Origin of the sequence: Agrobacterium sp. SUL3, assembly GCF_001263295.1 — a bacterium.
GTDB lineage: Bacteria > Pseudomonadota > Alphaproteobacteria > Rhizobiales > Rhizobiaceae > Agrobacterium > Agrobacterium tomkonis.
In genome coordinates this window covers 215,759-240,726 of the sequence record NZ_KQ414505.1, presented here as the reverse complement: position 1 = coordinate 240,726, position 24,968 = coordinate 215,759, and the positions used below count along the sequence as shown (strand labels likewise).

At 61.3% G+C, this 24,968-nt stretch carries 18 protein-coding genes; 6 read left to right on the top strand and 12 right to left on the bottom strand.

Going from position 1 to position 24,968, the window contains the following annotated elements; genetic code table 11:
- Positions 1–124 precede the first annotated feature (124 nt).
- The 5 genes from AKG12_RS15525 to iolD are packed head-to-tail and all read right to left on the bottom strand — an operon-like array spanning position 125 to position 5,926.
- Complete coding sequence (locus tag AKG12_RS15525) at positions 125–1,288, bottom strand: Gfo/Idh/MocA family protein (protein ID WP_285277745.1); 1,164 nt, start codon at positions 1,286–1,288, stop codon at positions 125–127.
- Positions 1,285–2,346 carry a sugar phosphate isomerase/epimerase family protein gene (locus AKG12_RS15520; protein WP_052819482.1) on the bottom strand — a complete coding sequence of 354 codons (1,062 nt, stop codon included), beginning with the start codon at positions 2,344–2,346 and terminating at the stop codon, positions 1,285–1,287. Before AKG12_RS15520 ends, AKG12_RS15525 begins: the two co-directional genes overlap by 4 nt.
- Positions 2,347–2,350: 4 nt before the next feature.
- On the bottom strand, positions 2,351–3,163 hold the full coding sequence (locus AKG12_RS15515) for an SDR family oxidoreductase (protein WP_052819481.1): 813 nt from the start codon (positions 3,161–3,163) through the stop codon (positions 2,351–2,353).
- Complete coding sequence (gene iolE / locus AKG12_RS15510; RefSeq protein WP_052819480.1) at positions 3,160–4,053, bottom strand: myo-inosose-2 dehydratase; 894 nt, start codon at positions 4,051–4,053, stop codon at positions 3,160–3,162. Before iolE ends, AKG12_RS15515 begins: the two co-directional genes overlap by 4 nt.
- A 1-nt stretch (position 4,054) precedes the next feature.
- A complete protein-coding gene (iolD, locus tag AKG12_RS15505) occupies positions 4,055–5,926 on the bottom strand; it encodes a 3D-(3,5/4)-trihydroxycyclohexane-1,2-dione acylhydrolase (decyclizing) (RefSeq protein WP_052819479.1) in 1,872 nt (623 codons plus the stop codon).
- 105 nt (positions 5,927–6,031) lie between these two features.
- On the opposite strand from iolD, the gene iolG reads away from it, so the two are divergent.
- The 6 genes from iolG (at position 6,032) to AKG12_RS15475 (ending at position 12,462) form a co-directional block, all read left to right on the top strand.
- Positions 6,032–7,039 carry an inositol 2-dehydrogenase gene (gene iolG, locus AKG12_RS15500; protein ID WP_052819478.1) on the top strand — a complete coding sequence of 336 codons (1,008 nt, stop codon included), beginning with the start codon at positions 6,032–6,034 and terminating at the stop codon, positions 7,037–7,039.
- A gap of 3 nt (positions 7,040–7,042) precedes the next feature.
- On the top strand, positions 7,043–8,473 hold the full coding sequence (locus AKG12_RS15495) for an NAD-dependent succinate-semialdehyde dehydrogenase (protein WP_052819477.1): 1,431 nt from the start codon (positions 7,043–7,045) through the stop codon (positions 8,471–8,473).
- A gap of 130 nt (positions 8,474–8,603) precedes the next feature.
- Complete coding sequence (locus AKG12_RS15490) at positions 8,604–9,416, top strand: HpcH/HpaI aldolase family protein (RefSeq protein ID WP_052819476.1); 813 nt, start codon at positions 8,604–8,606, stop codon at positions 9,414–9,416.
- Complete coding sequence (locus AKG12_RS15485) at positions 9,417–10,385, top strand: hydroxyacid dehydrogenase (RefSeq protein ID WP_052819475.1); 969 nt, start codon at positions 9,417–9,419, stop codon at positions 10,383–10,385.
- Complete coding sequence (locus AKG12_RS15480; protein ID WP_052819474.1) at positions 10,378–11,502, top strand: Gfo/Idh/MocA family protein; 1,125 nt, start codon at positions 10,378–10,380, stop codon at positions 11,500–11,502. The genes AKG12_RS15485 and AKG12_RS15480 overlap by 8 nt, the downstream gene beginning before the upstream one ends.
- A 75-nt stretch (positions 11,503–11,577) precedes the next feature.
- On the top strand, positions 11,578–12,462 hold the full coding sequence (locus AKG12_RS15475; RefSeq protein ID WP_052819473.1) for a MurR/RpiR family transcriptional regulator: 885 nt from the start codon (positions 11,578–11,580) through the stop codon (positions 12,460–12,462).
- 13 nt (positions 12,463–12,475) lie between these two features.
- Here the strand turns inward: AKG12_RS15475 and AKG12_RS15470 are convergent, their stop codons facing one another.
- The 7 genes from AKG12_RS15470 to AKG12_RS15440 form a co-directional block, all read right to left on the bottom strand.
- The gene (locus AKG12_RS15470; RefSeq protein WP_285277744.1) at positions 12,476–13,231 is read right to left on the bottom strand and encodes a sulfite exporter TauE/SafE family protein; all 756 of its coding nucleotides are present in this window, start codon (positions 13,229–13,231) and stop codon (positions 12,476–12,478) included.
- 57 nt (positions 13,232–13,288) lie between these two features.
- Positions 13,289–14,302 carry an ABC transporter permease gene (locus AKG12_RS15465; RefSeq protein WP_046799878.1) on the bottom strand — a complete coding sequence of 338 codons (1,014 nt, stop codon included), beginning with the start codon at positions 14,300–14,302 and terminating at the stop codon, positions 13,289–13,291.
- Between the two features lie 35 nt (positions 14,303–14,337).
- A complete protein-coding gene (locus AKG12_RS15460) occupies positions 14,338–15,873 on the bottom strand; it encodes a sugar ABC transporter ATP-binding protein (RefSeq protein ID WP_046799879.1) in 1,536 nt (511 codons plus the stop codon).
- Positions 15,874–15,959: 86 nt separating this feature from the next.
- A complete protein-coding gene (locus AKG12_RS15455) occupies positions 15,960–16,886 on the bottom strand; it encodes a substrate-binding domain-containing protein (protein WP_052819687.1) in 927 nt (308 codons plus the stop codon).
- Positions 16,886–17,023 carry a hypothetical protein gene (locus tag AKG12_RS15450; protein ID WP_156316060.1) on the bottom strand — a complete coding sequence of 46 codons (138 nt, stop codon included), beginning with the start codon at positions 17,021–17,023 and terminating at the stop codon, positions 16,886–16,888. Before AKG12_RS15450 ends, AKG12_RS15455 begins: the two co-directional genes overlap by 1 nt.
- Positions 17,024–17,368: 345 nt before the next feature.
- The gene (gene pbpC, locus AKG12_RS15445) at positions 17,369–19,447 is read right to left on the bottom strand and encodes a penicillin-binding protein 1C (protein ID WP_052819470.1); all 2,079 of its coding nucleotides are present in this window, start codon (positions 19,445–19,447) and stop codon (positions 17,369–17,371) included.
- On the bottom strand, positions 19,444–24,897 hold the full coding sequence (locus AKG12_RS15440; RefSeq protein WP_052819469.1) for an alpha-2-macroglobulin family protein: 5,454 nt from the start codon (positions 24,895–24,897) through the stop codon (positions 19,444–19,446). Before AKG12_RS15440 ends, pbpC begins: the two co-directional genes overlap by 4 nt.
- Positions 24,898–24,968: the final 71 nt, after the last annotated feature.

Sequence of the window (24,968 nt, the reverse complement as noted above, 5' to 3'; positions counted from 1 at the left end):
CCGTTCGAACGTCCTCCGTGTCACGTCAGTGGAAGGCCCGGCAGAGAAATTCGCGCGGCCTTCCGGACCGGCAGAGCCTGTCCGGAAGGCCGATTTTCGGCATAATCCGTCTTTGGCTGCGCGCCTATACCGCCACCGGGGCAATCCAGCGCGGATCGGCGCTTTCGGCACTGTCCACCACTGCCTCCACGAAGGCCACGCCCTTCAACCCGTCATAGGCAAGCGGGATGTTGCGGCCGATGGCTGCCGGTTCGCGCCCCGCCTTGCGGGCGCGGATGGCTTCCGCAAAACCGGCATAGAGGTTGGCGAAGGCTTCCAGATATCCTTCCGGGTGGCCGGGCGGGGTGCGGGTTCGGACCCTCGCGTCTTCGGAAAGATCGTCCGCACCGCGCTTGATGGTCTGCACACGCCCATCAAGTGGGCTATAGACGAGTTCGTTCGGCTGTTCCTGAAACCATTGCAGCGAGCCGGTCGCGCCGAACACCCGCAGACGCACGCCGTTGGAATTGCCGAGCGCCACCTGCGAAGACCACAGGAGGCCGCGCGCTCCGCCCTCATAACGCATCATCACATGGGCATTGTCGTCCAGCGCCCGTCCCGCCACGAAAGTGGCGAGATCGGCGGTAAGCGACTGAAGTTTCAGCCCGGTCACGAAACCGGCCAGATGATAGGCATGGGTGCCGATATCGCCGATGGAGCCGCCGCGGCCGTTCTTTTTCGGATCGGTGCGCCACGCCGCCTGGGCATTCCCCTGCTGCTCGATGGCCGTCGCCATCCATTCCAGCGGATATTCCACCTGCACGGTGCGAACCTCGCCGATATCGCCAGCCGCTACGCGTGCGCGGGCTTCATGCACCATCGGATAGCCGGAATAGGTGTAGGTCACCCCGACGAAACGGCTGGTCTCTCGCGACAGCCTTTCCAGCGCGATGGCATCCTCCAGCGTGGCTGTCAGCGGCTTTTCGCAGATTACATCAAACCCGGCCTCGATCAGCGCTTTGGCGATCGGATAATGGGTAAAATTCGGCGTGCAGATCGCAACCGCGTCGACGCGGTCTTCTCGGGAAATCTCGCCGGCAATCAACTCCTGATAACTGCCATAGCTGCGGGCGGGGTCTAACCCCTCATTGATCGCAAAGGTGCGGCCCCGGTCGGGATCGACATCGAAGGCCCCGGCAACCAGTATCCATTTGCCGTCAAGGCGTGCGGCAAGACGATGGATATTGCCGATATACGCGCCTTGGCCGCCGCCGATCATGCCCAGGCGAAGTGGTCTTTCGATAGTCATTGTTCCTCCAGCCCCAGCATGGCGCGGTTGGCGTTGCGATTGGCACCGGATTTGACAAAATCGTCAAAGGCGCGGTCCGAAACGCGGATGATGTGATCGGCGATGAAACGCGCGCCTTCAGACGCGCCGTCCTCCGGGTTTTTGACGAAACATTCCCATTCCAGCACCGCCCAGCCATCGAAGCCGTAGGTCGTCAGCTTCGTGAAGATCGCCCCGAAATCGATCTGCCCGTCGCCCGGGCTGCGGAAGCGCCCGGCCCGTTTGGACCAGGGCTGATATCCGCCATAGGCGCCCGATTTTCCGTCAGGGCGGAACTCGGCGTCCTTGACGTGGAAGGTCTTGATCCGCTCATGGTAGTGATCGATGAAAGCCAGATAATCCATTCCCTGCAAAACGAGATGCGAGGGGTCATACATCAGGTTCGCGCGGGGATGCTCCTTGACCTTGTCGAGAAATAGTTCCCAACTGTGCCCGTCATGCAGGTCTTCGCTCGGGTGGATTTCGTAGCAGACATCCACACCATAAGCGTCGAAGTCGTTGAGGATCGGCGTCCAGCGGCGGGCGAGTTCGTCGAAACCTTCCTCGACCAGCCCTTCCGGCCATTGCGGATAGGGATAGAGATAAGGCCATAGAAGCGCGCCGGGAAAGGTCACGTGACGGTCGATGCCGAGACGCTTGGAGGCGCGGGCGGCAAAGCGCAGCTGTTCTTCGGCCCATGCCCGACGCTTTGCGGGGTTGCCGCGCACATGCTCCGGCGCAAAACTGTCCATGATCGCGTCATGGGCGGGATGAACCGCCACAAGCTGACCGGTGATGTGGGAGGCAAGCTCGGTGATCTCCAGCCCATGCTCGCCGAGCATGCCCTTCAGATCGTCGCAATAGGCATCGCTTTCCGCCGCCTGTTTCATGTCGATCAGGCGCGTATCCCAGGTGGGAATCTGCACGCCCTTGAAACCCTTGGCCGAGGCCCATTGCGCCAGCGAGGCAAGCGAATTGTAGGGCGCCTCATCCGCCGCGAATTGCGCCAGAAAAACGCCCGGTCCCTTGATGGTCCGCATTGACCTATTCCTCCAGCTTTTTGGCGGGCACCGGCGCGTCGTCGTAACCGCCATAGACCGATTGGTCGAAGGGGATCACCGCACCCGTCATCATGCCGCCATCGTCAGACGCCATCCACAGGATGGCGCGGGCCACCTCGACAGGATCGAGAATCCGCCCGAACGGCTTGGCCGCCGCCGCACGGTCGATGAAATCGGGATCGCCCGTCTCGGAGAGGACGAGCTTGCGCTCGTGATCGGAATTCATCCAGCCGATATCGAGTTGGTTCACATGGATACGATGGCGCATCAGCGAAAAGCCGGCATGGCGGGTGACGGTGGCTAGTGCCCCTTTCGAGGCCGCATAAGGCGCAAGGAAAGGCTGGCCGGTCAGGCCCGACATCGATCCGATGTTGACGATACGGCCTTCGATGCCCTCGCGGATCATCACCTTCGCCGCATCCTGAATGAGAAAGAACGGCGCGCGCGTATTGACCGCGAACATGCGATCGAAGAGCTCGGGCGTCGTGTTCAGCATGTTGCCGCGATCCGTCAGCCCCGCCGCATTGACGAGAATATCGACACGCCCGAAGCGTTTGTCGGCAGCCGGGATGATGGTGCGGACATCATCGATGTTGCCGAGATCGGCCGCCACCACTTCGACAGGCACGCCCGTTTTCTGGGTGATGGCGCTTGCAACAGCCTGGCCCTTTTCCACACCTCGCCCGACGATGACGATCCCCGCGGCACCGGCCTGCGCAAATAGCTGCGCAACGGCTGCGCCTAAGCCCTGGGTTCCGCCGGTAACAACGGCGATTTTTCCTTCAATACGGTTCATTTCACAACCTCATAACCAGCGGCGTCCATGACGCGCAGCAATTCTTTGTGGCCCTTGCGGGCCATGTCCAGCGGCGGGTTCCTGACAGGATCCTGTTCCGCCTCGACCACGAACCAGCCCTCGTAACCTGTCGATGCAAGCGCCTTGACGATTGCCTCGAAATCCAGACTGCCATCGCCCGGAACGGTAAAGGCGCCCTTGATGACGGCGTCGAGGAAGCTCTCCCGGCTTCTGTCCAGCCCATCGACAACCTCTTGCCTGATGTCCTTGGTGTGGACGTGGGTAATGCGCGCATGGTGGTTTTCGATGACACGCATGACGTCCCCACCGGCAAAAGCCATATGCCCGGCATCGAACAGCAGCGGAACGGAAGAGTGCTTCATGAAGAGATCGAGTTCAGGCTCGGTCTCCACGACCGCCGCCATATGGTGGTGGTAGGAAATCGGCATGCCCTGCCCCGTGCACCAGTCGGAAAAATCGGACATCCTGCGGCCATAGGCCGCCATGCCGGCCTCGTCGAGCCGGGGCTTCGTTGCCAGTGGTGCGGAACGCACGCCCTGAATGGAGCGTGCCGTTTCTCCATAAACGATGCAGGGCGCACCGGCGGCGATGAAGAATTCCATCTGCTGCGCGATACGGTCTTTCTCCGCCTCGATGTCGCCATCCAGCAGCAGGCCGGAAAACCAGCCGCCGCAGACCGATATGCCGTAACGGTCGAGGATCGGCCCAAGCTCGGCCATGTCCATGGGAAACCGGCGTCCGGTCTCCATTCCGGTAAAGCCGGCTTCGCTTGCCTGCCGAAGGCATTCCTGAAGGCTGACATCATCGGAAAGCTCGGCAAGATCGTCATTCCACCAGGCAATCGGCGCGATACCAAGTCTTGCTTTCATCTCAAACTCCCACTCGCTGCGCCTTGCGGATGTTCTCCTGCGCGGCCCGAGCGGCTCGCACGGTCTCGAAGGTGGAGACGGAGGGAACACCGACATCCCAGTCGGCATCGCCCGGCACCCATTTCCACGCATCGGAGACGATGGAGATGACGGTCACGCCCTCGTTGCCCTGCGCCCAGATCATCGCCTCTTCAAGATCGGCGAGGCTCTCCGCCTTGCGCGCATGGGCACCCATGGCTTGCGCATGTTTGACGAAATCCACATGCAGCGGATTTTCCCGATCCCTGATGCGGCAATCCGCAAGCAGGTTGTTGAAACCGGGCACACCCTTGGCCTGCTGCAGGCGGTTGATGACGGCATATCCGCCATTATCACAGACCACCACGATCATCCGGTGCCCGGTGAGCGCGGCGGAATAGATATCGGAATTCATCATCATGTAGGTGCCGTCTCCCAGCATGACGATGGGGACACCGCCGGTGCCACCCGGCCCCTCCTGCGCCATGGAGCAGCCCCAGCCGGCGGCGATTTCATAACCCATGCAGGAAAAGCCGAATTCGCAATCGAACGTATTGGGGTTCTTCACCCGCCATCCCTTCGTCACCTCACCCGGCGTTCCGCCCGCCGCCGCAATCAGGGTGTCTTCGGGCCGGGCGACGCGGTTCAGTACGCCGACCACCTGCGCATAAGAGGGAACCGGCGCATTGGTGACGCGCTGATGCTCGTCCAGCAGATTATCCCATTCTGCGAACAGCGTTTTTGCCCGCTGCATATGGGCGGCATCGGCCTTATACGCACCGAGCGCCTGGTCCAGCTCATCAATGGTTTCGAGTGCATCGCCGACCACGGAAAGCGCCCGGTGTTTCACCGCATCGAAGCGGGCGGCATTGACGGAAATGAACTGCGCATCGCGGGAGAAGGCCGTCCAGGAACCCGTGGTGAAATCCTGAAGCCGGGTACCGATCGCCAGCACGACATCCGCATCCTTGGCCAGCGCATTCGCCGAAGTTGATCCGACAATGCCGATAGGCCCGGCATGGACCGGATGGTGATGGGTGAGCGCACCCTTGCCGGCGATGGTTTCGACAACGGGAATGCCGCGCTTTGCCGCAAATTCGGCAAGTCGTTCTTCTGCCAGCGAATAACGCACGCCACCGCCGGAAATGATGAGCGGACGTTTTGCCTGCGCCAGCAGTCGGGCGGCGGCCGCCACGGCGTCACGGTCCGGACGCGGCCGCGGAATTTTCCAGACTTTCGGTTCAAAGAAGACTGCCGGATAGTCGAAAGCGATTTCCTGCGTATCCTGCGCAAGACCGATGAAAGCCGGGCCGCAATCGGCCGGATCGAGCATGGTGGCAATCGCCTGCGGCAGCGATTGCAGCAATTGCTCCGGCAGCACGACCCTGTCCCAGTAACGCACCACGGATTTGAACGCGTCATTGACGGTCAGAGTCGGATCGCCGAAATGCTCGACCTGCTGCAGAACCGGGTCCGGCAGGCGGCTTGCGAAGGTATCGCCCGCAATGAGGAGAACGGGCAGCCGGTTGGCCATGGCGACGCCGGCGGCGGTCACCATGTTCAGCGCCCCCGGCCCGATCGATGTCGCAGCGACCATGATCTGCCTGCGCCGTTTTGCCTTGGCAAAACCGATTGCGGCAAGCGCCATGGATTGTTCGTTCTGCCCGCGCCATGTCGGCAACTGGTCCTGCACCGTCTCCAGAGCTTCGGAAAGGCATGTGACATTGCCGTGCCCGAAAATTGCGAACACGCCTGCAAACAGGGGAACGCGCTCTCCGTCGATCTCGGTAAACTGGTTGCACAGGTAACGTATTAGCGCCTGGGCCATGGTCAGGCGTAAGGTCTTTACGGTCATCTCGCCTCCTCCTGCGGATGGTTGTTGATATGTTTTTGGAATACATATTGACAAATTCGGTACTTTGCAATGATTATTGCCAAATACCTCGGGAGGAAAATTTCAATGCTGAGAATTGCAGTGCTTGGTGTGGGCCGTATCGGCCGCATGCATGCGGAAAACATCGTCGCTCATCCACGCGCGACATTGGCTGGTATCTTTGATGTATACGAGCCCTCGGCGAAAGAAATTGCCGAAAAGCTTGATGTGATGCGATTTAAGTCGGTCGAGGCGGTTTTTGCCTCGCCTGAGGTCGACGCCGTACTGATTGCCACCTCAACCCCCACCCATGCGGATCTGCTGGAAAAGGCGGTTGCCGCCGGAAAACCGGTGCTCTGCGAGAAGCCCATCGATCTCTCCCTCGACCGCGTCAACGCCTGTGCAACAAAAATTGCCGGCGGCGGCGTGCCGATCATGCTCGGCTTTGTCCGGCGTTTTGACAGCGGACACCGCGCCGTGCGTGAGGCCGTCGAAAACGGAACGATCGGTGAATTGCATCAGGTCGTCATCACCTCGCGCGACCCCGGCATGGCGCCCGCCGCCTATATCGAAATGTCGGGCGGCATTTTCCGCGACATGACGATCCATGATTTCGACATGGCCCGTTTCATTCTGGGTGAAGAAATCAGCCAAGTCTCAGCCACCGGTTCACGGCTGGTCGATAGGGCGCTGATGGAGAAATGCGGCGACTACGACACCGTGACCGTGGTTTTGAAGACCGCTTCGGGCAAACAATGCATGATCAGCAATTCGCGGCGTGCCGTTTATGGCTACGACCAGCGGGTCGAAGCCTTCGGAAGTGCCGGCATGGCGATTTCCGAAAACCGGACGCTCAATCACGTGCGTCTCTACACCGAAAGCGGCACCGACCATGCAGCGCCGCTGATGAACTTCTTCATCGACCGCTATGCCGATGCCTTCGCAGCCGAAATCAGCGCCTTTGTCGATGCCGTGGAACAGGGCAAAGCACCGGAGGTCGGCTTCGAAGACGGCAGGCAGGCCCTGCTTCTTGCCGAAGCGGCGATCCGTTCCGCCGCCGAAGGGCGCACCGTCAACACCAGCGAGATCGGATAAGCCATGTACGCGAATTTTGGACTTTTCATCAACGGCCGCTGGCTTACCGGCGCTGCAACGGGAGAAGTCGTCTCTCCGGTCACCGGCGCGGCGCTGGGCGAGGTGGCGTCCGCCACCGCCGATGAGACCCGCGATGCAATCGACGCAGCGGCAGCCGCCCTCCCGAAGCTGCGCACCATGGGTGGCTTCGCCCGCGCCGAAGCGCTGCATCGGGCCGCTGACGAAATGTTACGACGTGCCGACGAAGGCGCGAAGATGATCTCGCTGGAGACCGGCAAACCGATTGCCCAGGCAGGTCGAGAATGGAGCCTTGCCTGCGACCAGTTCCGCTGGTTCGCCGAAGAAGCGCGCCGCATCTATGGCCGCATCGTTGACAGCCGGGTGCCCGGCGGACGGTTTGAAGTGACCCGCGAGGCCGTGGGCATCGTTGGCGCTTTCACCGCCTGGAATTTCCCGGCTGCCCTTCCGGCGCGCAAGCTTGCCCCGGCGCTCGCCGCCGGATGCCCCGTCGTGCTGCGCCCCTCATCCCAGACGCCGGGTGTCGCCATGGTGATGGTCGACTGCCTCAGGGCAGCCGGCCTTCCGGATGGCGCCGTCAATCTCGTTGTCGGTTCGACCGCCAATACCTATGGCCCGATCATGGCGGACAAGCGCGTGCGCAAGGTGTCGCTGACCGGCTCGACACGTGTGGGGCAGCAAATGATCCGCGATGCGGCGCAGACCGTGAAGAAAGTCTCCATGGAACTGGGCGGCAACGCGCCTCTCATCGTCTATGACGACGCGGATCTCGATAATGTCCTCGACCTTGTCGTACCCACCAAGTTTGCAAATTGCGGCCAGGTCTGCGTCACGCCGGATCGCATCTTTGTTCACGAGAGCCTTCACGACTCCTTTGTCGAGGGTTTCGTGGCCCGCACGGCGAAGATCAGGCTCGGCGACGGGCTTGATCCCGATACCGGCATGGGTCCGCTCATCAATGCCGGCCGCCTTGAGGAAATCGAGGCGGTGGTCGCCGACGCCCTACGCGCCGGCGCAAAAATCGCCCATGGCGGTAAACGCCCGCCTCACCTCAACCACGGCTTCTTTTTCGAGCCCACCGTGCTCACCGGTGTGACGGACACGATGAAGGTCTTTGCCGAAGAGAATTTCGGCCCGATTGCCGCAATCACCCGCTTCAGCACCGAGGAAGAGGTTCTGGAACGGGCCAATGCCTCCGACATGGGCCTTTCCGCCTATGCATTCACCCGTTCGCCGGAAAGGGCACGGCGAACGGTAGCGACGCTGAAAGCCGGCATGGTTGGTATCAACAGTTTCGCGCTCGCCGCCTCCGAAGCGCCTTTCGGCGGCACGAACCATTCCGGCATGGGGCGTGAGGGCGGTATAGAAGGGATAAGCGATTATCTCGAAACCAAACTCGCCCAGATCGTCTTTTAGATCATTTCCAGTAAAAGTGCGTAGCGGTTTTGCGTCCGGAAAATGCGAAAAAACAAAGTGATAGAGCACGTCCGACAACCCGTTTTAACCGGACGTGTTCTAGCGACGGATATTCTTGCAGGAGAAAATCATGCGGAAAAACAAACTGAAGGAAATCTGGGCCGAAGGACGTCCGGTGCTGCATGGCTGGCTGTCCATCGCCAGCCCGTTCAGCGCCGAAATCATGGCGGCACAGGATTATGACGCCATCTCCATCGACATCCAGCACGGCGCGGTTGATTACAAGGATGTGCTCGGCATGTTTCAGGCGATGCGCGCCTCCGACAAGGTGCTGATGGCGCGGGTGCCCTGGCTCGACCCGGCATGGATATCGAAGGTTCTGGATGCGGGCGCTTATGGCATCATCTGCCCGATGATCAACAACCGGGCGCAGGCTGAGCAATTCGTCCGGTACATGCGCTACCCCCCGCTCGGGGAACGCAGCTTCGGCCCCACCCGCGCCGTTTACGCCGCCGGCGGCAATTACGCCGCGGAGGCCAATGACGAAATCCTCGCCTTTGCGATGATCGAAACGGCGGAAGCGATGGACAATCTCGAGGAAATCGCCTCCACCCCGGGCCTCGACGGGATCTATGTCGGCCCCGCCGATCTCAGCTTCTCGCTTTCGAAAGGGCAATTGACGCCCGCCTTCGACCGGGAAGAGCCTGAAGTCATCGACGCCATCAAGCGCATCCTCGACGCCTGCCACCGCAACGGCATCAAGGCTGCCCTCCATTGCGGCACGGCGGATTACGCAGCACGCGCGGTGGAATGGGGTTTCGACATGACCACCGTATCAGGCGATTCGCGCCTGCTGGCCGCGGCGGCGACGGAATCGACCGCGACGTGGCGCAGGCTGGTGGAAAAGACCACCAAAAAAACCGATGGCAAAGGGGGGTATTGAATGCCGAACCTTCTCGTGGCCGGAAAACTTCATCCTTCCGGCGAGGCGATGCTGCGCGATCTGCCCTCCCTCGGTTTCTCCGTCCGCTATATCGAGGACGTCTCCGAAGCCTCCTATGCGCCCTTCATCGAGGAAGCGGATGCGATCGTCATCCGCACGCAACCGCTTTCGGCGGCCACAATTGCAAAGGCCGGGCGGCTGAAAGTGGTGTCCCGCCATGGGGTGGGTTACGATAGCGTCGATCTTGCCGAACTCAACCGCCGCAACATAGCGCTCACCATCGTCGGCGACGTCAATTCCGTCTCCGTCGCCGAACATGCAATGATGCTGCTACTGGCGGCGGCGAAGCGGGCCATACTCGCCGACCGCGCGGTTCGTGAACCGGGGCAATGGAGCTGGCGAAACAGGCTGGAGCAGCAGGAAATATCCGGCAAGAACCTCCTCATCCTAGGTTATGGCCGGATCGGGCGGCATCTCGCCAGAATGGCTTCGGGTTTCGGCATGCATATCCGCGCCTACGACCCCTACCTGCTGCAATCGGGATGGCCAGAAGGGCCAACAAGACCCGTATCGCTGGAAGAGGGCCTGCCCTGGGCCGACTATATTTCCGTGCATATTCCCAAAGGGCCAAGCCCGGCAATCGGGGCCGCCGAAATCGCGCTGATGAAACGTGGCGTCGTGCTGTCAAACACCGCCCGTGGTGGTGTGGTCTGCGAAAAGGCGCTCAGCGAAGCGCTCGCCTCGGGTCATGTCGGCGCGGCCGGGCTGGATGTCTTCGATGACGAACCGCCGGAAAGCTCCTCTCCCCTGCTGTCGCAGTTCAATACCGTCCTGTCTCCGCATATTGCCGGACTTACGACGGAATGCGGGGAGAGGATGGCGATTGCGTCCATCCAGAACGCCGTCAATTACCTGAAAGGGACGATCGATCCCGGCCTCATCGTCAATCCGGAATTTGCCCATGTCTGAAAAACCCGTTCTCCGCGTCGGCCTCATCGGCACCGGCTTCATGGGCAAGGCCCACGTCTTCGGTTTCGCCTCTGCCCAGAAGGTGTTCGACCTGCCTTACCGGATCGAACTGCACACCGTTGCCGACATCACCGAAGACGCAGCCGCACGGGCGGCGGCGGATTTCGGCTTTGCCCATTCCACGGCGGACTGGCGCAGCATCATCGCCGATCCCGATATCGATCTCGTCGACATCACCGCGCCGAACGCCCTGCACAAGGAGATGGCACTTGCCGCCATTGCCGCCGGCAAACACGTCTATTGCGAAAAGCCGCTGGCACCGCTTGCTGCGGATGCCGGCGAGATGGCCGCTGCCGCGGCTGCGCGTGGCGTCAAAACGCAGGTGGGCTTCAACTATCTCTGCAATCCCATGCTGCGGCTGGCGCGGGACATGGTGGCGGCGGGCGAACTTGGCAAGATACGCGGTTATCGTGGCCTGCATGCCGAAGACTATATGGCCGACGCCGCAGGCGCCTTCACCTTCCGCCACGATCCGGCCGGCGGCGGTGCACTTGCCGATATCGGCTCTCACGCACTTGCCACAGCCGAATTCCTGCTCGGCCCGATAACCGAAGTGATGGGGGATTGCGTGACGCTGATTGCCGAGCGGCCGGATGGCAGAGGCGGCAAACGCAAGGTGGAAGTGGATGATGTGGGGCGCGCTTTCCTGCGTTTCGCCAATGGTGCGCAGGGTTCGATCGAAGGCAACTGGATCGCCACCGGCCGCAAGATGCAGCATGATTTCGAGATCTACGGCGACAAGGGTGCGCTTTATTTCACGCAGGAACGCTTCAATGAGCTGCATTTCTATTCAGCCGCCGATCCGGCCGGCCGCCGTGGCTTCCGCAGGATCGAGGCTTCGCCCGATCACGCGCCCTATGGCCGATTCTGCGTGGCACCCGGTCACCAGCTCGGCTTCAACGACCTGAAAGCCATCGAAATCGAAGGTTATCTGCGGGCGATCGCGGGAGAGGCGCCAGAGCCTTTCGGTTTTGCTGCTGGTCTGCGCATCCAGCGGCTGGTCGAGACAATCCAGCGCTCATCATCCGACCGCCAATGGATGGAGGTCGCCGGCTGAAAACCGTGATCGCGAGACGGGCTGCGGGCCTTCATGCCCCTTGGAAAACTGCAATAAATATTGCAAGATCATACCATGAAGCAACAACCGCAGCCCATCGACCCTCCGAAAGATTACGAAGAACTGATCCGCCTCATCCATGATCGTCACGATCAGATGAGCAAGACCTATCAGCGGATTTCCGTCTATCTGACGCAGAACCCCAATGAAGTCGCCGTGCATTCGGTCAATACCATTGCCGAGCGGCACAATATCCACGCCTCCAGCTTCGTGCGGTTTGCGCAATCGTTAGGCTACAAGGGTTTCAAGGAGCTGCAGGCGCTGTTCCAGAAACGGCTGGCGACGGCGGCTCCCGGTTTCGAGGCGCGCGTGCGCGCACTCGATGACGAATTGCAGAGCCGCGAGGACCGTTCGGAATACGGTTTCCTTCACGACCTTGTCGTCAGGGACATTGCCTCCCTGCAGGACCTTCTGGAGCGCATCAGCGCCGAACAGCTCGGCACCGCCGCGGACCTCATAGAGGCCGCCGGCACCGTCTATCTCGTCGGCCAGTTGCGCTCCGCGCCAGTGGCGGAACTGCTGCGCTACATCCTCACCATGCTCGGCAAGCAATGCATCCTTCTCGATCCGGGCGGCGGCCTCGCCACCCATATGGCGCGGACGATGAAGACTGGCGACGTGCTGATCGCCGTATCCTTCCGCTTTTATGCGACGGAGGTGGTGAATATCGTCGAGGAGGCGGAAAAGATCGGCGTGCCGACCGTGGCGATTTCCGACAGTACCCTGTCGCCTCTGGCAAAATCGGCAAAGGTCCTGTTCTCGGTCCCCGAGCACGATTACAGCTTTTCCCGGTCTCTGGCCGCGCCGATGTGCCTTGCGCAGGCTCTGGCCGTCGCCGTGGCCGCGCGCGTTCAGAAGAACGAAACGGCGCCACGCATTCCGACGGTTACGGGCCTCTAGGCACCAACATTCCTTAAAGCCCTGTCACGCCGTCCCAGATCAGCTTCACCGCCACCAGCGCCACGGACACATAGGTCAGGGGATAAAAGATCGAGGCGCGCATGTGGCGCACCGTCCAGGCGCCAAGCCATGTAGAGGCGATCGCCAGCGGCACCATCAGGGCGGCGCGGCCGAGATTCTGTGCGCCGAAACCGCCGAGAGCCGCATAGGGCACGAGTTTCAGGACATTGGTGATGGCAAAGAACATCACATTGGTGCCGGTGAAAACCTTCGGGTCCATCCGAAGCGGCAGCAGATAGACCTGCAGCGGCGGCGCGCCGGCATGGGCGACGAAGCTGGTGTAACCCGCAAGCAGGCTCCAGAACCGGCCTGCCATCGGCCGCTCCTTCGCAACCGTCACCAGAACGCCCCTCGACAGCACGACGCGCAGCACGAACACGGCCGAGACCAGGCCGACGATCAGGCGCACCACGGCATCCGAGGTGATCTCGGCGGTCATCCAACCAAGCCCGATGCCGACGACGGCAGCCGGCAAAAGCTGCCGCATGATCCGCCAGTCGACCCAGTTGCGCCAGGCCGCCACGCCGACCATGTCCATGACCACCAGAATAGGTAGCAGGATCGCCGCCGCCGTGACCGGCGACATCACCAGCGCCATCAGCGGCACGCCAAGCAGGCTCATGCCGCCGAGCCCGCCCTTGGAGAGCCCGACCAGCACAACGGCGAGCACGGTGACGCCCAGTTCCAGAGGAGAGTTGAAAAGGTTCAAGTGCATCTCCTCGGCAATGCCGCCGGCACCCCAGCCGGGGCACCGCGCGTATGGATATCAGCCCTTCCGGAGCCGGGCTTTTTGACGGTAGACATCAGCAACGACCGCGCTGACGATGATCAGTCCCTTGACGATCTCCTGATAGTAAGCATCCACGCGCAGGAATGTGAAGCCCGACATCATCAACCCCAGGATCACGGTGCCGATAACCGTGCCGAAAATGCGTCCCCGCCCGCCGGAGAGCGACGTGCCGCCGATAACCGCCGCGGCTATGGCGTCAAGCTCGTACATCATGCCCATGCCGGCCTGCGCCGTCTCCGCGCGGGCGGCGGTGACGATGCCGGCGAGGCCCGCGAGCAGGCCGGCAATGGCATAGACCTTGACCAGATGCAGCTGAACATTGATGCCGGACACCCGGGCCGCCTGCATGTTCGCGCCGATCGCATAGGTGAACTTGCCATAACGCGTATAGCGCAGGGCAATATGGAAGGTGACGGCGACGAGCAGGAAGATGACGACAGGCCATGCGCCCGAGCCGATCGAGGCAAAGCTCTCGGTCGGGAAGGAGATCGGCTGACCCTTCGTATACCATTTGGCGATGCCGCGTGCGGTGACCATCATGCCAAGCGTGGCGATGAAGGGCGGTATTCCCGTCACCGCTATGAGCATACCGTTGACGATGCCGGCAATGAGGCCGAGGCCCAGGCCGACGGCCAGCGGCACCACCACGGGCATATCGGTCAGTGCGGGATAGATGGCCCTGGCAAAATCGCTGCTTTGCGCAAAACTCATGGCGATCATGGCGGTCATCGCCACCACCGAGCCCGAACTGAGGTCGATGCCGCCGGTGATGATGACCTGGGTAACACCGACGGCAATGATGCCGACGACGGAGACCTGCAGGATCATGATCGTCAGGCGCTGCGGGCTGCCGAGAAAGCTTTGCCCCTGCACGAACCACCCGAGCAACTCAAACACAAGTGCGACGCCGATCAGCACGGTCAGAATATTCAGTTCCTGCGGCAGCTTGCGCCTTTTCCGTTCGACCGGTTCGGTCTGTACGCTATCCATGATTTTTCCTCCCCGGCATTGCCGCCGTCACAGCCTCAGCGGGCCGCCAGTTCCATGATTTTGACTTGGTCCGCTTCGGCGCGATCGAGAATCCCGGTCATATGCCCCTCATGCATCACGACAATCCGGTCCGACATGCCGAGAACCTCCGGCAGTTCCGACGAGATCATGATGACGGCGACACCTTCCTTCGCCAGACTGGAAATCAGGCGATGGATTTCTGCCTTGGCGCCGACATCAATGCCGCGCGTCGGTTCATCGAGAATGAGGATTGCCGGCTTCGTCAGAAGCCAGCGGGCGATCAGCACCTTCTGCTGGTTGCCGCCGGACAGGTTTTCGATCCGCTCGTCGAGATCGGGCGTCTTGATGCGCAGCGCCTTCTTCATGTCTTCGCACAGCACCGTCAGCCCGCGCTCATCGACATAACCCATGGTCGCGTGGCCATTCTGAAGGGCCGCAATCTGCATGTTTTCAAGAATCGAAAGCGGCAGAAAACAACCGGTTGCCTTGCGGTCTTCCGTCAGCAGCGCCATGCCCCTGCGCATCGCATCCGCCGGCGAATGGATCGTGACCGGGGCACCGTCGATGCGGATGGTCCCTTCACTCGCCGGCACCACCCCAAAAATCGCCTCCGCAACGTTGGAGCGGCCGGAGCCCACCAGCCCCGCCACGCCGAGGATTTCGCCGCGATGCAGATCGAAGGAAATACCGTGGAAAACCCCGGCCAAACCGAGATCCCGAACCTCAAGGACGACGTCACCGATCGAGGCTTCCTGCTTGGGAAACATGTTGGTGATCTCACGGCCGACCATCATTCTGATGATGTCGTCGCGCGTGACATCGGTGCTCGCATGGGTTCCGACATATCGTCCGTCGCGGAACACCGAAAACTCGTCGGCGATCTCGAACAGCTCGTTCATCTTGTGGGTGATGTAGACGATGCCGATATTGCGTGACCGCAGGTCGCGGATGATATCGAAGAGATGCGCGACCTCCGATTCTGTCAGGGCGGATGTCGGCTCATCCATGATGAGCACGCTGGACTGGTAGCTGACGGCCTTGGCGATTTCGACCATCTGCCGCTGCGCCACCGTCAGCGTGCTGACCTCCGCCGCCGGATCGATATTGATCTTCAGCTGGTTAAACAACGCCTGCGTCTCCGCCAGCATTTTCGCATGGTCTATGAGGCCGAGACGGTTTTTCGGTTCGCGGCGGATCCAGATGTTCTCCGCCACGGTCATCCAGTCCATCAGCGCCAGTTCCTGATGGATCATGGCGATGCCGCGCTCCAGCGCATCGCGGGGACTTTTCAGACGGACGTCTTCTCCCCGGAGCCTGACGGTGCCGGCATCGGGGCTGTAAATGCCGGCGATAATTTTCATCAGCGTCGACTTGCCGGCGCCGTTTTCGCCCATCAGCGCGTGCACGGAACCGGGGCGCAGGCGAAACTGCACATCATCCAGCGCGACGACACCCGGAAATTCCTTGCGCACCCCCTCGATTTCGAGAAGGTATGGGCCTGCGGCCTGCTTGAAGCGTTCGATCGCCTCTAAGGTGGTTGTGGAAATCATGTCTCACCCGTCCTTTATCCGGCCAGCGGCCGGGCCGTGATTTGCTGTGCCGGCGACCGAGGCAATGCCCGGTCGCCGGCCACAAATCAGTTGCTGGACTTGTATTGAGCGACATTGGCAGGGGTGACGAGTTCGAAGGGTACATCGACCTTGTGCTCGAATTTTTCACCACGTGCGATTTTCAGCACGGTATCGAGCGATCCTTCGCCCTGACCCTTGGCGGACTGATAGACCGTAACGTCAAGGTCGCCCGCTTCCATGGCCGCCAGAGCATCCTGCGTTGCGTCAACACCGGCGACGACGACATCCTTCATGCCGACGCCGGATGATTTCAGCGCCTGGATCGCGCCGAGCGCCATCTCGTCATTGTTCCCAAGCACGATTGTCGGCTTCATGCCCGATGTAATCCAGTTCGTCATCAGGTCCATGGCCGGGGTGCGCATCCAGTTCGCGGTCTGCGCGTCCAGCACCTTGATGTCCTTGCAGGCATCGCTTTTAAGGACACGTTCGGCCGCAGCGGTGCGGCCGCGCTGACCGGTGGTGCCAAGCTGGCCCATCAGAATGACCGCATCGCCCTTGCCGCTCGCAAGCTTGCAAACCTCTGTCGCCTGCAATTCGCCAGCCTGCTCCTCATTGGAACCAACCCATGCCTGCTTTTCCGGGAATTTCTCCATATTGGCCGGAAGCATGTTCACGAAGACAAGCGGGATACCCGCCTGATCGGCGATCTTCGACATCGCCCTGCCGGAATCCGCATCCACCAGCATTGTGATGATGCCATCAACACCGGCCGCCACGAAGTTTTCGATCTGCGACTGCTGACGGGCGATATCGCCCTGCGCATCTTCCATCTGGACTTCGACGCCGAGATCCTTGGCATGGCGCTGAATGTTGTGACGTAATACGGTGAGATAATTGTCGTCGAAAAGCGACATTGCCACGCCGATCTTCTCAGCATGGGCAGCGCTGGCCATCAGGGCGCAGAATGCAGTTGTGATTGCGATTTTTTTGATCACGAGATTTTCTCCTCCTCTTTTCCCCGCACGTGACGAATGTGTGCGATCACCCAAACCAGCGCCTCCCGGCTGTCTCCAGGCATGGCTTCGCCGTTGACGGATGCAGCAGCAAAATCCGCCTCAAGCGAAGTCATGTCCTGTCGATCAGTCGAAACGGCAGCACTGTTTGCGCGCAGCTTTAGTGCTACGCCCGTCTCTCCCATGCGACCGGGTGTTTTCCGGGCGCAGTTTCAACATAGCGGGATGAAACAAGATTCGCAACAAAAATTGCAGAATTTATATACGGCAATAAAATTTCCAAAATCTCACTCGTCGACCTGGACCCATCAAACTCGGATGCCACGGTTTCGCGGACCGCACCGTGCGACTAGAGCGTTGTCGCATTTCCGAACGGAAAACCGGGAGCCACTTCTCCTGGAAATGCTCCCTATTGCTTTTGAGGAAGAGCAGATGAAAGCGGCACGGTCTGGCCGCAAAACTCATTCGACGAAAACGCGTACGCTCGAAGCACGCCCATCGGCATCGATCACCGTGAGGGTGGAAAACCCTTGCCCCTCGGGTCGCCATTCGCTGTTGCGGCGATGGGAAGCGTCGGGCAGAGGCATGCCATTCGCGAGCCAGCGGAAGGGAGCACGCCCGCCTTGCAGCTTCAGCACCAGCGGTGAAATGCCCGACTGGCCGGAAAGCTCAACCCTTGCTCCTTCCGGCGGATAAACGATGCGCGGGGCGCTTTCGCGTCTCGAGGCCGAAAGCAGGCCGCTTGCGGTCAGGGTGAAACGCCGCTGATTGGCGGGAAGGTCGGCAACGGTAACGCGCGCAACGCCGGAGGGCGCAACAGGCATCGGCGTGATCGCCACACCGGATTTTGCGAAGGCCTCAAACAGGATCGGGGCCGCCGTCGCGTAACCGGCAATACCCGGCACCGCGCCATTATCGGCCCGGCCGACCCAGACGCCGATCACATGCCGCCCGTCATAACCCACTGACCAGGCATCGCGGTAGCCGTAACTCGTGCCTGTCTTGTAGGCGATGCCGCGCTGTTTCATGCCGAGCGGCGGCAGCACGCCAGAGAGAATGTCCGAAACATTCCAGATTGCGGCATCGGAAAACAGCCGGTCGCCGACAAGGCGCTCAGGGACTGAGCGGACGCCGTCACCCAACCGCACGGGGTCACCGCTGCCGGCAAGCCCGGCATAAAGCTGCACCAGATCAACAAGCGAAATACCCGCACCGCCAAGCGCAATGGCAAGTCCGGGCGCCTCGTTTGACGGAAGTACCAGCCGGACGCCCGCTCGCCGGAACCGCACCATCAGCGCCGATGGGCTGACGGCATCGAGCAGTTTGACGGCAGGCACGTTGAGCGACAATTGCAGCGCCTGCCGGATACTGACATCGCCCTGATAATGCATATCGAAATTGCGAGGGCGATAACCGGAAAAGTCGGCCGGGCGATCCTCGATGATGGTTTCCTGCCCGACAAGACCGTCTTCGAAGGCAAGACCGTAAATGAACGGCTTGAGGGTGGAGCCTGGCGAACGCACGGCGCGGCTCATCTCCACGAAACCACGCCTTGCCGTATCGAGATAATCCGCCGAGCCGACCTCCGCGAGAATATCACCGGTCTGGGCGTCGGCCATGACGATGGCGACGGAGACCTTATCGCCAAGCTTCTCCGCAGCATGGCGGGCAACACCTTCCAGTTCCCGCTGGATCGGCAATTTGAGCGTCGAGTACGCCTCGGCAGCATTTGGGAACTTCACCCGTGCGGCAACGGCCATATGCGGCGCATAGGCCGGCAGGTCGCGCCGGTTGGAAGGCACGTCCGCAAGTGCCGACCGTTCCGCCTCCCCCTCGCCCACCACGCGTTCCACGGCAAGCCGTTGCAGCACCCGCTCGCGCGCCTGCTTCGCCGCCTCCGGAAAACGATCCGGACGACGTTTCTCCGGCAGTTGCGGCAGCGCCACCAGAAGCGCCGCCTCCGCGGTATCGAGCCGGCCCGGCTCCTTGCCGAACCAGGCGAGGCTTGCGGCCCTGACACCTTCGAGGTTGCCGCCATAGGGCGCGATATTCAGATAGAGATCGAGGATGTCAGCCTTGCTGAGTCTCCTTTCGATCTGGAGCGCACGCATGGCCTGCAGCAATTTTGCCGAGAATGAGCGGTCGGCGCGCGGCTCGATCAGCCGCGCCACCTGCATGGAAAGAGTCGAAGCGCCGGAGACGATCCGGCCGTTGCTGGCCAGTTGCCAGGCGGAGCGCAAAAGCGCCCATGGATCGACCCCGTGGTGATCATAGAAACGTTGATCCTCATAAGCGACAAGCATGCGCAGGAACTGCGGATCAACCTCTGCGGCGGTGGTTTTCAGCCGCCAGCGGCCGTCGGGTGTCGCAAAGGCGCGCAACAACTTGCCGTCACGATCCAGCACCTCGAAGGATCGTTGCCGCGCAGCATCCAGCGGCGGCGGATAGGCTTTGTCCAGCGCATCAAGACCGAAGGCCGCGCCGCCCATAAGCAACGCGGCCGTCACGATGCCGACAATGATCGCCTTGCGTCGCCTCATGGGGTTGCCGAGCGCACCTCCATGCGGCCGGTTGCCGTGCGGGCGGCAAATTGCGGCCGGTACATATCTTCCACCGAGGCTGCCGGGTGATCATAGGTGCCCGGGGTAACGGCACGAACGACATAGGCAAGCGCAATTTCCGAACTGTCGCCGGCCGAGCGGTCGAGGGCCGCCACGAAACGGTCATAGCGGAATTCGGTATGGGCCGCTTCCGTTTCCGGCAACCAGTCGAAATTCGAAAGTGCTGCCGAATTGACGAGGCTCGGATTGTCGATTTCGAAGCCGGAGGGCAACAGATCCGTCACCAGAATGCGTGATTGCCAGTTATTCTGCGGCACGACGTTCAGCACCACCACATAACGCTCGTTTTGCGTGACCTCGCTCGGGTTCACCTCCTCACCATCCATGGAATAATAGGTGCGGGTGATGGTGAAGCCCTCGCCACCGGCGGCAAGCGGCTGCGCCGGCGGCGCCACCGTGGTGACAACAGCCGTGACAGGATCGGCCGAGGCATTGGCGATCTTCAGGGGAACTGCCAGCAATTCATCGCCGGTCATCCGCTTGCCGAAACCGCCGGTCTGCAAATCACCGTTCACATCGAGACGGATATCCTTGTCCTCGCCTTTGACAGCGCGGGCGGCCAGCAGCATCCAAGCCTGTTCCTGGGTGCTGGTATAGGGCTTCTTTTCCCATTCCTTCGCCACGGCACCGGCAAGCTGCGGCACGACGGCCGGAACCGGGCGACTTTCGGCCGCAAGCGCTAGCGTCGCAGCACCATCCCGCAGCGCAGAGCCGTAATCTGCCCGCGCGAAGCTGACATTGGTGGCGCGACTTGCCATATCGAGCGAAGCGCCGAACACGGCCTTGGAACGGGCCTGATCGCCATAAAGCGAAAGGGCGGCGGCAACCTGCGCCTTGGCGAGCGGGGTTGGGAAATCAGCAAGTGCCGTATCCGCGTAATAACGCAGATCGTTGATCGCCGCCTTGCGGTTGCGCGCCAGCACATAAAGCGAATAGGCGATCTCGTTACCGCGATCCTTGACGTTGCTGTCATAGGACAGGCCGTTCTGCACATTGTTCAGCGCCTGCACCATGGCCGCTTCGGGAACGTCGTAATTCTGCTCGCGGGCGCGGGTCAGGAAGTCGCTGATATAGGCATCGAGCCACAGATCGCCATAACCCGGCGACCAGAGGCCGAAACTGCCGGAACTCGACTGGAAGGACAGCACGCGGTAGATCGCCTCCTGCACCCGCTTGCGGGTATCCGGATCTTCGGTGAGGCCGGTATCCTTCGTCATTTCCGAGAGATAAAGCAGCGGCAAAGCGCGGCTCGTCGTCTGCTCGGCGCAGCCGTAAGGATATTTATCCAGCATCATCACCAGCGCCGGAATATCGAAGGCGGGCGAGCGCGTGACGTTGACGGCGACCGAAGAGCCGAGCAGCATGCTGTCGGCCAGAAGATCGCCGTTGATTGTCAGGCTGCTGTTCGGCGCAATCTTGATTTCGCGCCGCGTCGTCACCGGCAGAACGGCCGGGCGCACCGGAACGTTCAGAACCTGCTCCAGCGAGATACCGGCGGCATTGGAGACCTTGATGGTGATTGCGCCATTGCCGGGCTGTTCGCCGGTCAGGGGGACAGTCAGCGACGACTTTCCACCCTTTTGAAGCGCCAATGTCTGCGACATCTCGCCCTGATCGACCGTCAAGGCCGTGTTGCTGGTCACATCCAGCCGGTAATCGCCGGCCTCGCCATCGGTATTGGCGATATCGAGCCGCAATTGCGAGACATCGCCGGGAGCGAGGAATTTCGGTGCGCTGGCGGTCACCACGACCGGATCGCGGATGACCGCATCGGAGACCGCATGGCCGACACCCGTCTTCGTCCAGGCCACCGCCATGATGCGGGCCGTGCCGTTGAACTGGGGAATATCGAAACTGACAGTCGCCTTGCCGTCGCCGTCAAGCTCGACCGGACCGGCAAAGAACGCCACCAGCTTTTCGGTGGGCGGGCTGCCTTGAAGGGCTGCCCCTGCGCCATCACCACCGGTGCGCAGCCGGCCGGTGGCACCCAGCGAACCGTCGATCAGGCGGCCATAGAGGTCGCGGATTTCCAGCCCCAGCCGGCGCTGGCCGAAATACCATTCATCCGGCTTCGGCGGCTCGTAACGCGTGAGGTTCAGAATGCCGACATCCACCGCCGCAACAATCGCATAGGCCTTTTCGCCGACACCAGCGCCCGCAACCGTGATCGGAATTTCAAGCGGCTGGCGCGGCAGCGTCTTCTGCGGCGCACCGAGGGTCACGGCAAGCTTGCGCTCGGCCGGGTCGACAGCAAGCCACTTGATGCCGATGGCCCGCATCGGCATGCGGCTTTCCTGCGCATCGCCGGGCCGGAACAGCGTGGCGGTGACGTAAGCGCCCGCACCCCATTCTTCCGTTACCGGAATGTCGATCTCGCCGCCATCCGCGCCGATCTCGGCATTCTGAACGGAAATCAGCTTTTCAGAGCCGGACGTGATCATCAGCTCACCGGCAAAACGCGAGGAAACCCTGAGTTTGGCCGTGTCGCCGATCTTGTAGCTCTGCTTGTCCAGCGCGATTTCCAGCGCATCCGGCGTTTCGGTCGAGCTTGCCTCAACGTAGAAACCGGCATCGAATTCAACGCTGGAAACAGGTGCGCCATTGCCGGCACCCTCCACTTCCAGCCGGTAGCGGCCCCAGGTGACCGGCACGGAAATCTCGCTGCCATTGGCATCGACGGACAAGGTGCCGGCCTCTTGCTGCTTGGTATATTCCACCGGCTCGTAACGCCAGGAATTGCCCTGACGATACCATTGATAGTTCCGCTCAACCTTGATGAGCTTCCAGTTGAGGCCGCTCATCGCCTGTTTTACGCCATCGGCACCAACGCCGATGATATGGAAACGGCCGACGGAATTCTGGGCGAGATCGCCGGAAAATTGCGGCTTGATGCCGATAACAGAAGCTTCCGCCTTGATAGGCAGCGTCAGCGAACGCTCCACGGCACGTCCACCCGCCTCTTGCATGCGCACGGTGATGTTGGCGGAAAGAAGCTGCGTGGTGGAGGGCAGATCGGTGAGATCAACATTGAAGCTCGCCTTGCCCTCTTCGTCCAGCACCGGCAGATCGGCAAGCGCCGTGCGGTTCTCCTCTTCGCTTTCCTCATCCGCCAGACCGAAGAAATAACCTTCGAAATCAGCGCTGATGCGCGTTGGCTTGATGGCAACCTCACCTTCCAGCGTCAGGCCGGCAGCGGGCGCGCCATAGAGATAACGGCCGTCTACATCGATTGCCGTTTCCGCGCCAGGGTCAATCTGCTTTGCCTTGCTCGAGAGGTCAAACTCGGTACGGTCAGGCACGAAATCATCGACCAAAAAGCTCTTTTCGCTGATCGCAGGCATTTTCGGATCGGTATGGATGCGCACTGTCCAGGTGCCGCGCATCGCATTTGCCTGCAACGGCAGATCGACCGCATGGCCGCCCAGCGCCTTGCCATCGCTGACGAAGCGCCGGTCCTCGACACCGTCAGGGCGCGAGAAGATGAAGGTAAGCGGCAGATCCTCGATTGCCTTGCCATCGACGTCGCGAGCAAGCGCTGCGGCATGCACGGTCTCGCCGGCGCGGTGGATGCCGCGTTCGGTCCAACTGAACACATCAATCGCGCCGGGTGCTGCACGTCCCGTCACGCCGCGATCCGAAAGATCGAAGCCGGCACGGGTCATGTCGAGGAACACGTAGTCCTTGTCGCCGTTCCGTGCCGTCAAGATTGCGGGCGCCTGCGCTGCTGTGCCGCGCATCAGGCCAGCCGAGAACACCGCGCGGCCATCCGCATCCGTCTTCGCAGTGCCCAGCACCTCGTTATTCTTGGCGAGCAGCTGCAAATCCACATCTGCCAGCGGCTTCGCGCTGCCAAGTGCACGGACAAAGACATTCAGACCATCGGTTCCGGCATAGGTGGTGATGCCGGTATCCGACACCAGGAACCATTGCGTGGCGCGCGAATCCCAGGTTTCCGGTGCAGTGCCCGGCGGCACGGCGGTCAGCACATAGATGCCGGGCTTACGTTCCGGCAAAGCTTCATCCACCGGGAAACTCGTCACCACATCCTTGTTGAGATCCGGCTGGATATCGATCGCGCCCTGCCAGACGAGTTCGCCGATTTCGTTTTCGATACGGTCGGCATTGTAACCGTCCATCTGCGTCAGAAACTGCGAATTGGAAAGAAGCGAGGTGATGTTGCGATCACCGACGCGATAGAGCTTCAGATCAGCCTTGTCGGCATTAACAGAGACGATCGGGATGCCGCGGCGCGCAGTCCCCGGCAGCACGAAATTCTCGCCCGTGAAGCGCACGGTCGCGGCGCGGTCACGCACGTAAATATCGAGATTGACCTGCTTTTCCAGAGGCTCTTCCACCGAGGACGGCAGGCCAGCGCGCAGCGCAATCTTGTAACGCTGGCCATGGCTCAGGCCTTCCACGCAGATCTCGCTGCCCTTCGCTTCGATGGCCTTGGGGGCTGCCCCATCGAGCGTGATGAAGGAGGAATAATCGACACCGTTCTTTACCAGCGGTTCGGAAAACTGCACGCAGGCGCGCGGGCTGACGCTATCCGTATCCACGGTATTGTTGATGACGCGGAAACCCTGGCGCGTGCGCAGGTCGGCATAGGCCGCCTTTGTCTGTGCATTGTCGGTGAGCGCAAGGCTCTCCTTATAGGCGTTGAGTGCTGCGCGATAATTCTGGGTTCTTTCGAAAGCCTTCGCCAGCCGGTTCAGGGCCTCGGTACGGGCGCTGACCGTGCGGCTCAGCTGATAGGCGTTGATGGCGGCAGACGCCGCCTGCCCGGCAATCGAATAATTATCGGTGACCTGCGCCGCCTTTTCCGACAATTCCGCCCAGAGCGCGCCGTCATCAGGCGTGATAGCAAGAGCCTGTTTATAGGTCGTGACCGCATCGGGAATATTGCCCGCAGCGACCTGCTGCCGCGCCGTCTGCACAAGGGCTTCCACGCCCTGTTCGTCACCGTCATTGGCAGCGAGGCCTGATTTCAGCCGGCGGGCTTCCTGCTGCAGGCTGTCCGTCACGAAGGAAAGGCGCTGCGGCGCGCCGATATCGGCTTCCGCAGCCACTTCCACGATCTTGCCGGCGACTGCGCCCGGGAAGGCGTTCAGCTGGTTGAAATCCGATTTGAGGAAGCACCATTTCACCTTGGGATTGTAGGTGAAAGCCTTGCAGGCAGCGTCGCCGACGCAAATCTCGCCGCATTGTTCCAGCGAGACATTCTGCTCCGTTCGAAGATCGAAGCCGAAATAATCGCCGTTTTGCGTGGTTACCACTTTCCGCGAAGGTTCGGCCGCCGTAGCCGGGAGAAAAATCAGGGTGGTAGAGACCGCAACCAACGAAATCCGGACGAGCGCGCGCAACGACATCAGTATTCTCCCCGCAACAGACATGTCGGGCGGGACTCTGGTCAAATCCACGCATGGTTGTCAACGCATCT

Bases quoted from the DNA above. Each gene is read 5' to 3' on its own strand.
- AKG12_RS15525 (WP_285277745.1), bottom strand. From the start codon at position 1,288: ATGACTATCGAAAGACCACTTCGCCTGGGCATGATCGGCGGCGGCCAA.
- AKG12_RS15520 (WP_052819482.1), bottom strand. From the start codon at position 2,346: ATGCGGACCATCAAGGGACCGGGCGTTTTTCTGGCGCAATTCGCGGCG.
- AKG12_RS15515 (WP_052819481.1), bottom strand. From the start codon at position 3,163: ATGAACCGTATTGAAGGAAAAATCGCCGTTGTTACCGGCGGAACCCAG.
- iolE (WP_052819480.1), bottom strand. From the start codon at position 4,053: ATGAAAGCAAGACTTGGTATCGCGCCGATTGCCTGGTGGAATGACGAT.
- iolD (WP_052819479.1), bottom strand. From the start codon at position 5,926: ATGACCGTAAAGACCTTACGCCTGACCATGGCCCAGGCGCTAATACGT.
- iolG (WP_052819478.1), top strand. From the start codon at position 6,032: ATGCTGAGAATTGCAGTGCTTGGTGTGGGCCGTATCGGCCGCATGCAT.
- AKG12_RS15495 (WP_052819477.1), top strand. From the start codon at position 7,043: ATGTACGCGAATTTTGGACTTTTCATCAACGGCCGCTGGCTTACCGGC.
- AKG12_RS15490 (WP_052819476.1), top strand. From the start codon at position 8,604: ATGCGGAAAAACAAACTGAAGGAAATCTGGGCCGAAGGACGTCCGGTG.
- AKG12_RS15485 (WP_052819475.1), top strand. From the start codon at position 9,417: ATGCCGAACCTTCTCGTGGCCGGAAAACTTCATCCTTCCGGCGAGGCG.
- AKG12_RS15480 (WP_052819474.1), top strand. From the start codon at position 10,378: ATGTCTGAAAAACCCGTTCTCCGCGTCGGCCTCATCGGCACCGGCTTC.
- AKG12_RS15475 (WP_052819473.1), top strand. From the start codon at position 11,578: ATGAAGCAACAACCGCAGCCCATCGACCCTCCGAAAGATTACGAAGAA.
- AKG12_RS15465 (WP_046799878.1), bottom strand. From the start codon at position 14,302: ATGGATAGCGTACAGACCGAACCGGTCGAACGGAAAAGGCGCAAGCTG.
- AKG12_RS15460 (WP_046799879.1), bottom strand. From the start codon at position 15,873: ATGATTTCCACAACCACCTTAGAGGCGATCGAACGCTTCAAGCAGGCC.
- AKG12_RS15450 (WP_156316060.1), bottom strand. From the start codon at position 17,023: ATGACTTCGCTTGAGGCGGATTTTGCTGCTGCATCCGTCAACGGCGAA.
- pbpC (WP_052819470.1), bottom strand. From the start codon at position 19,447: ATGAGGCGACGCAAGGCGATCATTGTCGGCATCGTGACGGCCGCGTTG.
- AKG12_RS15440 (WP_052819469.1), bottom strand. From the start codon at position 24,897: ATGTCGTTGCGCGCGCTCGTCCGGATTTCGTTGGTTGCGGTCTCTACC.